This is a genomic window from Streptomyces sp. NPDC001339, assembly GCF_042895955.1.
In the GTDB taxonomy this organism is placed as follows: Bacteria; Actinomycetota; Actinomycetes; order Streptomycetales; family Streptomycetaceae; genus Streptomyces.
On record NZ_JBIAWT010000001.1, the window covers coordinates 17127 to 31262 of the forward strand.

General features: G+C 66.4%; 14 protein-coding genes and 1 pseudogene. 10 read left to right on the forward strand and 5 right to left on the reverse strand.

The annotated features are described in order from the left end of the window. Positions 1–132: 132 nt before the first annotated feature. Complete coding sequence (locus ACFY12_RS00070; protein WP_390713414.1) at positions 133–945, reverse strand: WXG100 family type VII secretion target; 813 nt, start codon at positions 943–945, stop codon at positions 133–135. After that, positions 942–1250, reverse strand: coding sequence for a hypothetical protein (locus tag ACFY12_RS00075; protein WP_390713415.1), 309 nt, complete (start codon positions 1248–1250; stop codon positions 942–944). The genes ACFY12_RS00070 and ACFY12_RS00075 overlap by 4 nt, the downstream gene beginning before the upstream one ends. 254 nt (positions 1251–1504) lie before the next feature. Between ACFY12_RS00075 and ACFY12_RS00080 the strand changes: the two genes are divergently transcribed. Both ACFY12_RS00080 and ACFY12_RS00085 read left to right on the forward strand, forming a co-directional pair. After that, a complete protein-coding gene (locus ACFY12_RS00080) occupies positions 1505–1906 on the forward strand; it encodes a hypothetical protein (protein ID WP_390713416.1) in 402 nt (133 codons plus the stop codon). A gap of 434 nt (positions 1907–2340) precedes the next feature. Then, a complete protein-coding gene (locus ACFY12_RS00085; RefSeq protein ID WP_390713417.1) occupies positions 2341–4320 on the forward strand; it encodes an ATP-binding protein in 1980 nt (659 codons plus the stop codon). Positions 4321–4422: 102 nt separating this feature from the next. On the opposite strand, the gene ACFY12_RS00090 is transcribed toward ACFY12_RS00085, so the two are convergent. Continuing rightward, on the reverse strand, positions 4423–4791 hold the full coding sequence (locus ACFY12_RS00090) for a hypothetical protein (protein ID WP_390714319.1): 369 nt from the start codon (positions 4789–4791) through the stop codon (positions 4423–4425). A gap of 93 nt (positions 4792–4884) precedes the next feature. Continuing rightward, positions 4885–5559 (reverse strand): hypothetical protein, encoded by a 675-nt coding sequence (locus ACFY12_RS00095; RefSeq protein WP_390713418.1) that lies wholly within the window; start codon positions 5557–5559, stop codon positions 4885–4887. 393 nt (positions 5560–5952) lie between these two features. Between ACFY12_RS00095 and ACFY12_RS00100 the strand changes: the two genes are divergently transcribed. The 8 genes and pseudogenes from ACFY12_RS00100 to ACFY12_RS00135 all read left to right on the forward strand — a co-directional run bounded on the left by ACFY12_RS00100 (position 5953) and on the right by ACFY12_RS00135 (position 12374). Continuing rightward, positions 5953–6282 (forward strand): WXG100 family type VII secretion target, encoded by a 330-nt coding sequence (locus ACFY12_RS00100; RefSeq protein ID WP_390713419.1) that lies wholly within the window; start codon positions 5953–5955, stop codon positions 6280–6282. 98 nt (positions 6283–6380) lie between these two features. After that, a complete protein-coding gene (locus tag ACFY12_RS00105) occupies positions 6381–7379 on the forward strand; it encodes a PE-PGRS family protein (RefSeq protein WP_390713420.1) in 999 nt (332 codons plus the stop codon). A gap of 283 nt (positions 7380–7662) precedes the next feature. Further along, positions 7663–7935, forward strand: coding sequence for a WXG100 family type VII secretion target (locus ACFY12_RS00110; protein WP_390713421.1), 273 nt, complete (start codon positions 7663–7665; stop codon positions 7933–7935). Then, complete coding sequence (locus tag ACFY12_RS00115) at positions 7932–9347, forward strand: putative T7SS-secreted protein (RefSeq protein ID WP_390713422.1); 1416 nt, start codon at positions 7932–7934, stop codon at positions 9345–9347. Before ACFY12_RS00110 ends, ACFY12_RS00115 begins: the two co-directional genes overlap by 4 nt. A gap of 44 nt (positions 9348–9391) precedes the next feature. Continuing rightward, positions 9392–10147 (forward strand): hypothetical protein, encoded by a 756-nt coding sequence (locus ACFY12_RS00120; protein WP_390713423.1) that lies wholly within the window; start codon positions 9392–9394, stop codon positions 10145–10147. An 8-nt stretch (positions 10148–10155) separates the two neighbouring features. Continuing rightward, a complete protein-coding gene (locus tag ACFY12_RS00125; RefSeq protein WP_390713424.1) occupies positions 10156–10971 on the forward strand; it encodes a hypothetical protein in 816 nt (271 codons plus the stop codon). 213 nt (positions 10972–11184) lie between these two features. Beyond that, positions 11185–11873 (forward strand): annotated as a pseudogene (istB, locus tag ACFY12_RS00130) (IS21-like element helper ATPase IstB). Positions 11874–11939: 66 nt separating this feature from the next. Next, positions 11940–12374 (forward strand): VOC family protein, encoded by a 435-nt coding sequence (locus tag ACFY12_RS00135; RefSeq protein ID WP_390713425.1) that lies wholly within the window; start codon positions 11940–11942, stop codon positions 12372–12374. A 1217-nt stretch (positions 12375–13591) separates the two neighbouring features. On the opposite strand, the gene ACFY12_RS00140 is transcribed toward ACFY12_RS00135, so the two are convergent. Continuing rightward, positions 13592–14122, reverse strand: a complete 531-nt coding sequence (locus ACFY12_RS00140) for an SMI1/KNR4 family protein (RefSeq protein WP_390713426.1) — start codon at positions 14120–14122, stop codon at positions 13592–13594. Between the last annotated feature and the right edge of the window lie 14 nt (positions 14123–14136).

Here is a 14136-nt window from a genome sequence, read left to right on the forward strand (position 1 = left end):
GGTACAGCCAGAACCGGTACAGCCAGTGCGGCTGAGGGCCGCATGTACGACGGCGGTGGGGCGCTCCTCTCGGGAGGGGCGCCCCACCGCCGTCTTTTCGCGGTCCGCGCATCGCCGGCCGCGGGACTCCGGTCAGCCGAAGGCGCCGTGACGGGTGGTGTCGGGGGCGGCGGGGGCCGCGGGGGTGTCGGGGGCGGCGGGGTCTGCGTCCTTCTCCGACTTCTCTGGATTCCCAGGCGTCTCGGGAGCCTCGGGAGTAGCCGGCTTCCCGGAGCCCTCCGGCTTGCCGGGCGTCTCCGGTGTGGCCGGCCGGTCCTTCGGGGCCGCCCCGTCGCCCACCGCGGCCGGCTCCGGGCCGGCCGGCTGGGTCCGTACGCCCTTGGCAATACCCTCACCGCCGCGCGTCCGGGCCTCGCCGGCCTGGACCGGTCCGAAGGGGTCGGGCCCCTGCGCGGCCGTCGAGGTGTCCCAGCGGTGCCGTACGAGCGGAGCCTGGCTCTGGCCGCCGCCCTTGCCGCCGCCGTTCCGGCCCAGTGCGGCGCCCAGACCGTTGGCGAGCTGGCCGAGCGCCATGAAGCCGTAGGCGGCGCTGCCGCCGGACGACGAGGCACCGCCGGAGTCCCGCACCGGCGGCGCACCCTGGCCCTGGCCGCTGTCCTGGCCGGCCTGGCCGTCGTGACCGTCCTTGCCGCCGTCCGGCTGTGCGGCGGCGGTCTCCAGGTCCGCCGCGGCCAGCTCGAAGACCGGCAGCGACTCGTCCACGGCCCCCTTGAGGCGGTGCCACTCCGCGGCGAACGCCTCGCCCGCCGGACCGTGCCAGTCGGCCGCCGCGGCGGTGCCGACATGCCGGTCCAGGTCGCGGATCATGCCGTCGAGGTGCTTGCCCATCTCCCGCCAGCCGGCCGCCGCTTCGTGCAGCGCCTCGGGGTTGCGTCGCTCGCTCACTTGACGCTCCGCATGATCTCGACCAGCTCGTCCTCTGCCGCCTGCGCGTTGGCGACCGTCTCCCTGATGTCGCTGCCGACGTCGGCGAGCCGCCGCTGCAGCTGGACGAGGGCCTGCTCGGCCTGCTCGTACAGCTCACGGAACGGCCGGGCCGCCTCCTCGCTGCCGAACCCGTCCCGCAGCGCCTCGGCATCCGCCCGTCGTCTGAATGCGGCCAGCTGCCGGCTCAGTTCTTCCGCACGTACCCCGAAGGTCGCACCGAGTGTGTGCAACTCATCCGTACTGAGCCGGACTTCGTCGGACATCATTTCTCCCCGAATTGAATGACAGCTACCTGCCAACACGCCTCAGGTCTAGCACACCCGCAATAACCCGGAAGCCCACCGCCGATCGGACCGCGGCCGGACCACGAAATACATAAGGAGGAATACCCGGCTATGGCGCAATACCCGGCAATACCGACAACCCCGCCTTGACGACCCGTTCACACCCGTCATTACACTCAGGACGCCGGTACGGCACACGCGGTTGCCGCGCACGACGCCCTAGGGGGACCGAGATGAGTAACGAGCGAGAGATCCGGGACGAGGACCTGATGGACGTCGCCCAGGATCCGGAGCAGGCACACCGGCTGCACAAGGCCCTGAAGGTCCTGGCGGACAACCCCAAGGTGGGCGGCAAGCTGCAGGAGATGGCCCAGGAGGTGCTCGCCGGCCGTATCGGCATGAAGGACGCCATCGAGACACCCGGCTACATGGACGCCATCGGGGACCGGCTCGGCGAGATGCGACGGGCCGCGGAGAACCAGACGATGGCCGAGCGCGAGGAGTCGCGGACGAAGTTCGCCACCTGGCAGCAGGAACAGGAGACGAAGGAGGCCGAGGAGCGCGCCGAGCGCGACGGCCCTTCGCTCAACATCGTCACCGGCGCGCGGCGCGGCGGCCGCAGCCACCGGGGCTGAGCACCGCAACAAAATCACCTGGGCAAAGATCACCTGAGCGCACCCAGGCGGCGAATTCACCTGTTGACGTGGAGAATTCGAGCAGGTTTGCGCCCTTTCCGGGCACACCAATCCCGAATTCTCCACAACCGCCGCAACGGACAACAGGGACAACACACACCGCATTCTCCCCACGCGGCGGATCGGCATTCGCCCCACGCGGCGGATCGATGGGGATCGTTGGGGATCGATGGGGGACGAGGAAGCCGTGAGCACCTCAGGCGAAAGAAGCGTCGCCGCACCGGCCGGGTACGCATCACACCCGTACGGCAGGCCGCACCGCCGCACTCCGCGCGCTCGCGGCCTGGCGTACGCGCCGGCCCGGCGCACCGCGCGTCATCGTCCTCACCGGAAACCCGGGCAGCGGACGTTCACGCCTGCTCAACGGCTTCCTGATGCTGTGCGATCCCGAGTACCGCAAGCAGCTGCCGCTGGACGACCTGGACCCGGCCACCGTGCCCCCGGACCTCCCGGCACCCGCCGTACCGAACCCCGCGGGGCGCACCGCGGCACACGTGCGCCGGCTCCTCGCCGAACACTTCGGCCTGAGCACGGACCGCAGTGCGGGCCACGCTGAAGGCGACAGTGAAGACATCTTCACCGAATTCACCGAACTCGCCACTCGTGCGGAGCCGGTGAGCATCGTGGTCCCTGACGTCGATCAGGCCGGTCCGGTACGCGCCGCGAACGAACCGGCCCGCCTGGTACGGGACGTGCTCACGCCACTCGCCGCCACCGAAACGGTTCAGCTGCTCGCCGATGTACCCCGCGAACTCGCCGCGGAGCTGGCCGGGGCGCTGCCGCACGGGCAAGTGCAGCTCATCGATCTGGACGCGCCCGAGTGGGCCGACCCCGAGGGCCTGGTACTGCACGCCGAGACCGCACTCGACCGCGCAAGCGGCGCGCCGGAACGCTCCCGCGCACTCCCCCACGCCACCACCGACCCGGTGGCCCGCCGGGCGCTCGCCGAGGCGCTGGCCGAGCGAGCGGCCGGCAATCGGCTGACCCTCCAGCTGGCCGTGCGGTCACTCCTCATGCCGCCCCATGGCTTCGGTCCGCCGGAACCGACGGACGCCGCCGCCCTGCTGCCGGGCAGCATCGGCGAGGCACTCGACCTGCACGCCCGCCGCCTCGGCGCCGATCCGCAGACCCTGCGGCTGGTGCTCGCGCCGCTCGCCTTCGCGGAGGGCGAAGGGCTGCCGGTCCAGCTGCTGGCGCCGCTCGCGACCGCCGTCGCGGGCCGCGACATGAGCCAGGACGTCGCCGACGGCATGCCGCTGGCGGCGCCGTTCATCCAGACGGTCGAGGCGCCCCAGGACGCGGACGGGACGCCGGATGAGGCACCGAGCGTGGGCGGTCGTCGCCCCCTGCTGCGCCTGATGCACCCCGGCATCGCCGAGGAGATCCGCTCCGGCCTGCCGGACGTCCGGGACGCCCAGACCAAGATCGCGACGGCGTTGCTGGAGGCGGTACCCCAGCAGGACTGGTCCCGCGCCGACCCGTACATCCGCGACCACCTCGCGGCACACACCCTCGAAGCCGGCCTGCTCCCCCAACTCCTCACCGATCCGGGCCTGTTCGCCCATGCCAACCCCGTGACGCTGCGGGCGGCCATCGAGGCCGTACCCCTGGAACAGCTGGGCGCTCCGGCCCGTACGTATCTGCGCACTGCTCCGCTGCTCACTCGTACGCAGGCCCCGGCCGGTATGCGGGCCGCGTTCCTGGAATCCGCCTTCGTCGAGGACGGGCTGGCGCCCTACGCGGAGGCGCTGCACAAGCTGGGCTTCGACCTGCCGTGGCGCACACTGTGGAGCGCGCCCCTGACCGGCGTACGCGCGGTGACGATCGGCGTCCTGCGTCAGGACTCACCACCCCAGGCAGCGGAGGCCGGCGCCGAGGCGCCCGCACCGGCCTCGACAGGCTCCGTACACCACCCCGTCGCCGCCTTCCTCGTCCCCGAGGGCACCCCGGGCGCCCGTACGCTGCCCAGCGGCACGGACGGCACCCCGGAGAGCCGCAGCGACCGCGCGAATAGCACCGACCTCACCGCATCCGGGGAAGTCGGCCTGGCACTCCTCCACCACAACCTGCTCACCCCGGAGTACCTCGACGCCGACCCGTCACAGGTCGTACAGCCCTCGGAGAAAGCCCGGGCCGCGGCACCCTACGGCCTCAGTCGTGATGCCGACTCTCTGCGGGTCCGGGTCCGGTCCCGCGCAACCGAGCAGGTGGTGACCACCCTGGTCTCCGACACTCCGATCACCGGCGCCGCCCTCTCGCCGGACGGTGTACTCGTCATCGCCACCGAACGCGGCGTGACCGCCCGCCAGATCCTCACGCCCGTCATCACGCCTGCCCCCGCAGCCGCTACCTGAGCCGTACCGTCGCCCGTCGCCCGTCGCCCGTCGCCTGAGGGACCATGCCCATCGCCCTGAGGGACGATCACATCTCCTCAAGGCGAGACGCTGATCGCCACTTCAGGGCAACAGGAGCCAGTCCGCAGCCAGGGCGGCCACCAGCCCGATGCCCAACAGCCACGTGCCCAGCCGGGTACGTCCGTGCCGACTGAGCTCGATCACCACACCACAGAGCACCAGCGCGGCCCCGTACACCCCCACGACCAGTACCGACGTACGCGACGCCAGGCGCAGCACGAGCACCACCGCCATCGCGGCCATCAGCACCGAGGCCAGGACGATACGTATGCGGCGCGCCTGACGGGGCGTCAGCCCCACCCGTTGCCCAGAGACGGGCCCTTCAAGGCTCTCTTCGACCTCTTGGTCCCCTTGGGACTCTCGGGCCCCTTGGAACTCTTGGGACTCTCGGGTCGATTGGGACCCTCGGATCTCCCGGAGCTCTCGCGTCTCTTGATGCCCTTGCGACTCTTGACGCCCTTGCGGCTCTTGAGGCTCTTCGCCACCGGGTTCACCCATGACACGTCATTCCCCTCGGTTCCAGGCGGCGACGAATGCCTCCATGTGCCGACGTACCGCGCTGCCCAGGGCGATCCAAGAACCGTCGACGAAGGCGACATCGAACCGCCCCCGGCCGGTCAGGGCCTTGGGATGTGGGTCAATCCGCGCGATGTTCGGTCGAGGCGCCGCCGCCCCCACCTCGAACCCCTGATTGAGGCCCCGCCGGCTAGTGCCGTGGTCCACGAGCACGATCAACCGCCGGTCGGTCAGTGCCTGACGTCGCGGAGTGCCACCGGCGTTCGTGAGATTGACGAGGAAACGCCCGGCCATGCTGTGCCAGCCGCCGTCCATCACATTACCCCAGAGCACCTTCTCGACGGCACGGTCGGCGGCATGGTCCAAGGCATCCGTGGTGCGCTCGATCCGGTCGCCGACGCGCCCCGCGGCCCGGGTGAACGGGTTGTTGACCAAGCGGCTGCCGGTCACCGCCTCCACCGGACGCGCCACCGCGCCGAGCGCGCTGCCCAGCACGCCGCGCACCCGCTCCTCGAGCTGCGACGGAGGAGCCGGGGTACGCGGAGTGCGCAGCTCGGCCGGGACAGCCGGCAGCGCCGAATTACCCCAGTAGTCACAGGCGATGACCAGCCTTTCCCCTGGATGGAGAAACGGCAGGAAACAGTCTCGGTACTCCGGCTTCATGCGGCGCGACTCCCCTCCCTCATTTTGTTGTGAGCATGCAGGTAAAAGTCGATCTTAGCCAACAGCTCGGACACCGGATACGGGACGCAGCACACCGAGCACCAGCAGGAACCCCGAACACAATCGCGAGAGCACACCACCCCTGCACCACTTAATGATCATTACGAATCAGCTCGCGCGTCCCCACCCCCCCACCCAATGCCCCAATTATTCAACAAAGTCCACAATGCCCCGCCGGATCAACTCCACGTTTTCCCCATACCACTACACGCCCTCTGCACCTTCTCCAGCCCCACACCCTCGCCTTGACACTGCCGCGCGCAGAGCGCCTAAACTAAGGGGGGTAGACGTGACAAATGCGCTACATGACAGGCAGAAATATCGGGGGTCTTGATGCCAGGCAAGGCATTTGATGTCGATCCAGATGTGCTGCGGACGCAAGGCAATGCGTTCGTCCACATCGGCAACGATTTCTCCAAGGCCTCGAAGAAACTGCAGGACGACCTCAAGTCCCTCGGGGACCCCTGGAACGACTGCGACTTCGGCACGATCTTCGACACGATCTACACGCCCATCCGGGACGGTATGTTCACGTCGATGGACTCCCTGGGGGAGCGCATCGAAGAGATCGGCGACAAGCTCCAGCACATGAGCCGGAAGTACGCCGACTCCGACGAACAGGGCATCCACACCATCAGCGCCGTAGGCCGCCCAGCCATCTGAGGCACCGCCTCCCCCACGAGCCGAGCCCCACTCCGCTCCACTCACTCACTCACCACCATCCCGCCACAACCGCACGGGGGACGACCACTGTGTCACTGATGCTGCCAGGCGAGCTCGTCTGGGTGCTGGATCTCCTCGGATACAACTGGCCGAACGCCGACGAGGAAAAGCTCCACGAATGCGCCCAGGCCTGGCGCAACTTCGCCGAGTCCGTCAACCAGGCGGCATCGTCCGGCACTTCGGCGTCCAATGAAGTCGTCGCCGTCAACACCGGCGAAGCGATCGAGGGTTTCAGCAAGGAGTGGGGCACCTTCACCGGCGGCGGTGACGGCGGCGACAACTACCTCCGTGACGCGGCCATGGCCGCCGAGGCCATCGCCCTCGCCTTCGACGCGGCCGCCATCGCCGTACTGGCCGGCAAGGTCGCGGTCATCACCCAACTCGTCATCCTGGCAGCCGAGCTCATCGCGGCCCAGGCCGCCGCGCCCTTCACCCTGGGCCTGTCGGAACTCGGCGCGGCCGGCGCCACCCAGGCAACCCGCGTGCTGATCCGCGAGATCCTCGAAAAGATCAAGCGCGAGGTCATGGAGGCGGCCACAAAGGCGATGGAGCACGCCACCAAGGACGCCATCAAGAACCTCGCCAAGAAAGCGGTGTCCAAGGAAGCCCGGAAGGTCGTCGCGGACTACGCCAAGAAGACGGTCAAGGACACGGTCAAGGAGACCGCCAAGAGCGCGATCGTCGACGGAGCCAAGGAGAAGGCCACCGAAGCCGCCACGGAAATGAGCCAGAACGTCGCGCAGCAAGGCATCGAAAGCCACTTCGGCGCACGCGACGGCATCGACTGGGGCGAAACCGCTGACATCGGCAAGAAGAAGGCCGGCGAATACGTCGACGGCGTCAAGGAAGGCGCCCAAAGTCTCACCGACCCCAAAACCTACGTCGATCACGCCAGGGACGACCTCACCAAGCGCGGCCTGGACCACGCCCAGAAACAGGTCGACCAGCGCACCGGCGGCGCCGCCTCCCGCCACCAGAACGTCACAGACAGCGCCCGCTCCGCCGCCGAAGAACAGGTCCGCTCGGTCTTCGGCTGAGCCAACAGGGCAACGGCGGGGTCGGTGGCAGCGCCAGGAGGTGTCCGGGCGGGCGTAATCAACTGCGCCGCCATCATCCAGCCACCCCTGACCAGCGACATGGCCGGATATCGCCCCACACCAACTCGCTCACGGTTCACTTACTAAAATACGGTCCCCGAAGGAACGTTCGTCGATCACTGAACGGGGACGCGCTGTGGGCGGAAAGTTACAAGTAGAGACACACGAACTAGACCAGCTCCTCCGCAAGTTGAGTGATGGCCGGGAGTCCATGGAGAAGGCGTTGAACGCTCTCCACGACGTCGGCCCGAAAAGCACGGGCAGCGTGGCCCTCGACCACGCCTGCGACGAGTTTCACGACAGCTGGGACGATGCGATCAAGAAGATCGCCAAGGGCACGGAGCAAATAGAGAAGAAGCTCAAGGCCACCAAGAACAACTACGAGGAAACCGAAAAAGCCATCCGCGACGCCATGTCCAAGGGTGGCGCCCGCCCCGGCACCAACCCCATGGGTCCGTACGCTCCCCCGCAGGCTACGAGGGCGGGTTCCCGGTGAGTAACGACTACCCCAGCCTGGGCTTCGACCCCGCCCCGGGAAAGCTGACGAGCGTCGACGACCTCACCCGCAAGATTGGCCACGCGGCCGGCGGCCTGGAAAGCGCGCACCGCACGCTCATGGACATCACCAAGGGCGGCAAGACCTGGCAAGGCGAGGCCGCAAACGCCTTTACCCAAAACGTCGGAGATCTCCCCCGCTCTCTCTCCGACAGCGTCGACGCCCTCAAACAGGCGTCCACCCAGCTCGGCGGCTGGCGCTCCAAACTCGCCGACTATCAGCACAAGGCCCGCCAGTACGAAGCCGACGCCAAGGCCGCCAAGACCCATATCCAGCAACAGGAAGCCGCTCAGGACCGCGCGACCCACGCCTATAACCAGGCGGCAGCCGACCCGGCCTTCCGCCTCGCCGGCCAGACCTTCACCGACCAGACGGCGCTGAACAACGCTCAGAGCAAGCTCGACGCGGCCCAGTCCCGCCTGAAGACTGCTGGCCACGAACTTGACGCCGTCGGCAAGCGCCTCGATCACGCCAAGGATGAGCTCGACGGGATCATCAAAAGGGCCAAGGAACTCCTGGAACACCACCAGTCCGATGCCCGCACCATCGCCGACAAACTCCGCAAGGCCAACAAAAACGCCCCGGACACCAGCCTGCTCGAAATGCTCGGCGATGCCTTGCAGCGCGTCGGCCATAGCATCAAGGAGTGGTGTGTCAAGCATGCCGACCTGCTGAAGCAGATAGGCGACATTCTCAGCACAGTGTCAGCAGCACTCGGCGTTCTCTCACTGTTGACCATGTGGTGCCCACCGCTCTCTGGCGCGCTGGCTCTCGCTGGCGGCGTCACTTCCCTCGGCGCCATGGCAACACATGGCATGGCGAAACTCGGCGGAGCAGACGTCAGCGCCGCCACCTTGATCGGCGACGGACTCGGAGTACTGCCATTCGGCAAGTTCGCCACAGGCGCGTTCAAGGGCGCCAAGGTCGGGCTCAAACTCGGTGAGCACGGCGATCTGATGCTCAAAGGCGCGAACACCTTCAACAAGGTGAGCGAAGCTGCGGGTGGGCTCAAGCCGACTTTGCAAGCAGGGAAGCTCAGCAAACTCGGCCTCTCAGACGACATCGCCCACTTCAACCCCGAGGGGCTCGGCAACAAGGCAAAGTTGGCATGGACCAAGCACGTGGCCGAGACGGGCGAGACCAGCCTCAAGGGAAGCCTGTACGGAATGACCATAACGAAAACGCCGCTGCGTAACCTGCCTGGCGCTCAGGCCGCAATGAGGGTCGACGGCACACTCGATCCCCTCTCCTGGTGGTCCCGAGGACCACAACTCATCGGCGATTCCGTCGGGTTGGGGATGAAGGCCAACCGCGCAGCGAACCAGCCAGCCCCTGCAGCGGGAACCATGTGACCGCCAGCCTGTTGGACACCCCCTCTACCCGAGAGGTACGGCCAGTGGCCCCCACATACTTTCGCCTCGCTCTCCTCAACAACGACGAGTCCACCAAAGAGCTGCCGTACAGCGTCTGGCAAGGTGTGTTTCATGGGCAGGGAGGTAAATCCGACGAACTCGCCGCATGGGTAACCCACGGCGATCCGCTCACGGCCGCACAGATCGAGCAGCTCTCCCAGCGCAGAACCTCTACCGGCGCAGACGCAGAGAACCCCCCTCACTCGCTCCTCGCCCAGGTAGCAAGGGCCCATCGCGACCGCATTGACGGCAAACGGCCGACCTTCACCGTCTACGCCGTCGATAATCCTCTGCATCCTTTGCTGGTCATCCGCCCCGGCAATCAGAACAAGCAGGCACCGGAGGAATACTCGGTACGGGACGCTGAAGGCGAAGTCCTGTGCAGTATCTCCAAAGGCAGGTCACCACTGGTCCTGCGCCGGGCTTGGAAAATCACCCTGCCAGTTACACAGGAACGCTTCGTAGGCTATCGAGGCACCATCCCCGGCTGGCTCATCTTCGCTGTCTTCCTTCCCCTGTGGATTCCACTGACCCTGGTGAGCCTGGTCGTCGGAATCTTTGAATCAGGCACCTGGGACGAACTGACCTGGGACTTTCCTCAGCGCACTATGTGGCGCGGGCCAGGCACTCCCTTCGCCTCCCCTGCACTGGACTGCCGACGCGGAAAATACTGCGCAGACACCGCACTCATCGACCATCGGATCGCCTACGCGCAGGCCATCCTGAACGCAACTCGCTGATCGCAAGAATGGACCAGACCGTGCCCGAAGAGCACACGGCACACGCCAAAGGAAACTCCCCCGGCGTCTCGGACGGTGAAATGCTGGCGTCGCTCTCCGACTGGATCACGCCAGATGCGCCCGAGATCCACTGGGAAGTACCAGAAGAGTTCCACTCGCTCGGCCTTGAGTACGTCGACGAACAGCACGAGAAGTATCTCGAATTGCTCGCCGCTCGAGTATGGCCTGGAGGATCCGATCAACAACGCGACCTCATCACCATGTGGTACAGCGAAGTGGCCGCAACGGCCACACAGGCCGGCGCTGCCTATGCAGGGTTCTGCATTCTCGCAACCGACGACGACAGGGTCAGTACCGCATCGCTGACCATACGCTGCGAACCACTCGACTCCACTGCCGCGAGCCAAACAGCAGATGCCCTCCTCGAAGCCCTGTCCAGCGATGCATCACTGGAAGTACACCGAGTCGAGACAAACTGTGGCCCGGCAGTCATCTCCATCTCCGGCACACAAGTCATCTTCAGAGCATCAGGATCAGCAAATCTCCCCGCGGAACAGGAGCCGTCCGCACCAGCCCCTCCGATATCTCTCGCCCAGATAGACGCCTACTGTCCGCTCCCCGAGGTCGAACGCCTACTGGTCTTCAGCCTCAGCACCCCCTCTTTCGCCGAACTCCCCTGGTATATCGCCAAACTCTCGGAGCTCGTAGATACGGTGGAACTCAGCTCTCCTGAGAGGCACCAGGAACCCGTCACAGGTCTGCAACATGGCAAGACTCCGGCCGACCACCATCAGACACTCCCCGTCCAAGATGTCTTCGGTTGAGCCCAGCTGTCCGATGCCAACCTCCCGTTCCGCGGCCGACCGTTCGACTGGCCCAGACGCTGTATCGGGTCCCCTGGCGAGTAGGTACCGAGCGGCAGGGGCGATTGCTGAGCATAGGGCGCGAATTCCTGGGGACCGCTGCCCCCGAAGCCGCCTGGAGGCGGAGGCGGCGGCAGCCCATTGCAGCCCCTCGTTCGTATTACAGCGACGACGATGACCACGATTGCGAGGTCCGAGAACAGCCCCTCGCTGCCCACGCCTATACAGTTCCTCGACGCTGAGCGTGTAACCCAGCTCGACCTCCGCTTCCGCAACGGGTTGCGCCTGTCGAAACTGCCGCACCACAAGACACTGGACGAGTACGACTTCTCCTTCCACCCCGACCTCGATCCGCGCAAGGTCGAGGACCTGGCCACCTGCCGTGCGTGGAGGCCAAAGCCAACGCGGCTCTGCTCGGGCCGCCCGGGGTGGGCAAGACGCATATCGCCGTCGCTCTGGCGGTCGCGGCCTGCCGGGCCGGCTACTCGATCTACTTCACCAGCCTCGACGACATGGTCCGCAACCTCAAAGCCGCCGAGACCGCAGGCCGCCTGACGACCAAGCTCACCACCTACCTGTGGCCCAGCGTCCTCGTCGTTGATGAGGTCGGATACCAGCCCCTGGAACGAGCCGAGGCGAACCTGGCCCTCCAGGTGATCTCGAAGCGTTACGAGAAGGGCTCAATCATCCTGACCTCGAACAAAGCTTTCAGCGAGTGGGGACAGGTGTTCGGTGACGAGGTTCTCGCCACCGCCATCCTCGACCGCCTCCTGCATCACTGCGAGGTGATCGCCATCAACGACCCCAGCTACCGGCCGAAGAACCGCCTCAAGGCCATCGAGCGAGAGACCGAAGTCGCCTAGCTCGTACTTGAGATATGGCTGTGAGGGACATGGTTGACCACCACTGAAGCGAAGTACCGTGATCGCATGGAACAACGCATCACTCTGGTCACTCTAGGGGTCTCCGATCTCGCTCGCGCCAAGGGTTTCTACGAGGCCCTGGGCTGGCATGGGCAAGAAGTCGAGGAGACCGTCTTCTTCCAGGCCGGCGGCCTGGGACTCGTCCTATGGGATCGCGACAAACTTGCCAAGGACTGCGGCCTGGAGCCTGGGCCAGCGGTCGGTTTCGGCGGGATCGCCCTGGCACACAACGTCCGGTCTGCGGCGGAGGTTGATGCTCTGCTCGCGGCAGTGGAGCGGGCCGGCGGAACCATCACCAAGCCCGCGGCCATCAACGCCATTGGGTTCTACTACAGTGCCTTCGTCGATCCGGACGGCCACGCCTGGGAGATCGCGCACAACCCCGGAATCCCCCTCGCCGAGGACGGCTCGATTACCCTTCCCGATTTCGGCACCCTCTAGGACTGCACGTTCAAACGTACGCAGCTCTGCACTTCAGCTCGTACGCCGACACCGGGATAGCTACAGGGCCTCCGGAGGTAAGCCGTAGGCCCCTGATGGCTGCACTCTTGGTGCCCTTGGTGGCTGTTCTCGCAAGCCGAAGTCCACGGAGCTACGACCACACGATGGGATCCAGCGCGCCACCAGCACATACGGGACACGCAACGCGGCACATCCCCTGGCAGGTGTAGCACCCCCCTCGAAGCCGCAGCAGACCGGGCACCAGATCTGGCGGTGACCGACGCAGCAGCCGCGGTAGGTCACGCCAGGGATGCTTCTCGTGCCCCCCCGGCGCTTCTGCCGGCGTTGCGCTGCGGTCGTCACCCGAAGGGCCACGCTGGTAGCCGCGGGCCCTCACCCTCGTCCGCCACCGACATCTCATCGTCGGCGGACGAAGCGTGTGCACCCCGGCTCCGGGCGATCCGCAGAGCGTCGTCCAGGGACTCCGTCGCCCGCTGCAAGGCGAAACGGATCAGCCGGGCTTCCGCGTCCGGGGCGGCCAGTTTTGCGACGACGGACAGCCGGCCGAGACTGCGGATATCGTGCTCCCCGCCGCCTTCTGCGAAATCGTCTACGAAGTACCGGTCAACCAGAGGTAGCGTCTGCCACCCGACCTGCGGTAGGCCAATCGCTCACAACATCAAGCAATTTGACGTCGGGGAGCAAGCTGCCAGGTCCTGCCATCGCACGAGCTCCATACGGTCATCACGCTCGCCGGTCTCGGCCCGGACGCCTGGGCGAGTCACTTGCGGTAGGCAAACTGATCTGCGAGGAAAACCAACCAGGCCCCTTGGCGTTCAGCGCCAGCAGTAGTCTCATGTCCTCCGAAAACAGCATAGGCCGTCCACCCGTCGAGGGCAGGGCCTGACGACTTGGGGCCCACAGCAAAACGCAACGGACCCCAAGTCGTCTTTCTGAGCTCTTGCCTCATGGCCACGTCGGACGCGAGCCGCGCCGCACTCTCACTGCCCCGACGGCTGGGCGGCCAGATGAGCACCAACCTTGCATACGCCCCAGGGCGCGACGCGAAAGCTCCCGGTACCTGGACGAACAGTGCCGGGAAATCAAAACAGACCGCGAGGCGGCTGGTCACGCCAGTGCGGCATGGACGCAGCGGCGACCGACGCGGTCTCCCACTGCTGCCACAACCAGGTGCACGGTCCTGGTCACAGCACCATCTACACCGCCTGGAGTTGGCGGAACTCGTGGGTGGCGAGAGGGAAGCGGGAGGAGAGGATGGTGGAACGCAGGTCCCCTGTGAGGATGGCGGCGAGGAACTGCGTGCACGTGTGCGGGAAATGCTCCCAGCGGTCGCCGCGTGCCTCGTTGACCATGACGGTCCACCCACCTGGTTGCTGGCCGGGGCGGATGAGCCAGTAGAGGCACTCTCCGTTGTCGGTGGTGGCCCAAGGGATGACCCTGGCTCCCTCTTCTTCGAGTTCGGTCGGCTTCTTCTCGAACTCCCAAAGTCCGTCCAGTGCCTCTGTCTGCTGGTCTTCCCATTCGATGAGGTCGTAGTTGTCATTGGGGCAGCCAGGTTCCAGAACGTAGAGGTAGTCGTCCCAGTTACTACCTCCGTAGACGTGGATAAGTTCCTTGTAGTCGACAGGAAGCTGAACGCCGAGCACTTGCTCTGCGCTACTCCAGTCCCTTTCTCGAGGTTCCGAGGGTGGCGGGATGATGTGCATAAGCTGATCAAGAGCAGTCATTAGATTTCCTCACG

Bases quoted from the DNA above. Each gene is read 5' to 3' on its own strand.
- ACFY12_RS00075 (WP_390713415.1), bottom strand. From the start codon at position 1,250: ATGTCCGACGAAGTCCGGCTCAGTACGGATGAGTTGCACACACTCGGT.
- ACFY12_RS00080 (WP_390713416.1), top strand. From the start codon at position 1,505: ATGAGTAACGAGCGAGAGATCCGGGACGAGGACCTGATGGACGTCGCC.
- ACFY12_RS00085 (WP_390713417.1), top strand. From the start codon at position 2,341: ATGCTGTGCGATCCCGAGTACCGCAAGCAGCTGCCGCTGGACGACCTG.
- ACFY12_RS00095 (WP_390713418.1), bottom strand. From the start codon at position 5,559: ATGAAGCCGGAGTACCGAGACTGTTTCCTGCCGTTTCTCCATCCAGGG.
- ACFY12_RS00100 (WP_390713419.1), top strand. From the start codon at position 5,953: ATGCCAGGCAAGGCATTTGATGTCGATCCAGATGTGCTGCGGACGCAA.
- ACFY12_RS00105 (WP_390713420.1), top strand. From the start codon at position 6,381: ATGCTGCCAGGCGAGCTCGTCTGGGTGCTGGATCTCCTCGGATACAAC.
- ACFY12_RS00125 (WP_390713424.1), top strand. From the start codon at position 10,156: ATGGACCAGACCGTGCCCGAAGAGCACACGGCACACGCCAAAGGAAAC.
- ACFY12_RS00135 (WP_390713425.1), top strand. From the start codon at position 11,940: ATGGAACAACGCATCACTCTGGTCACTCTAGGGGTCTCCGATCTCGCT.
- ACFY12_RS00140 (WP_390713426.1), bottom strand. From the start codon at position 14,122: ATGACTGCTCTTGATCAGCTTATGCACATCATCCCGCCACCCTCGGAA.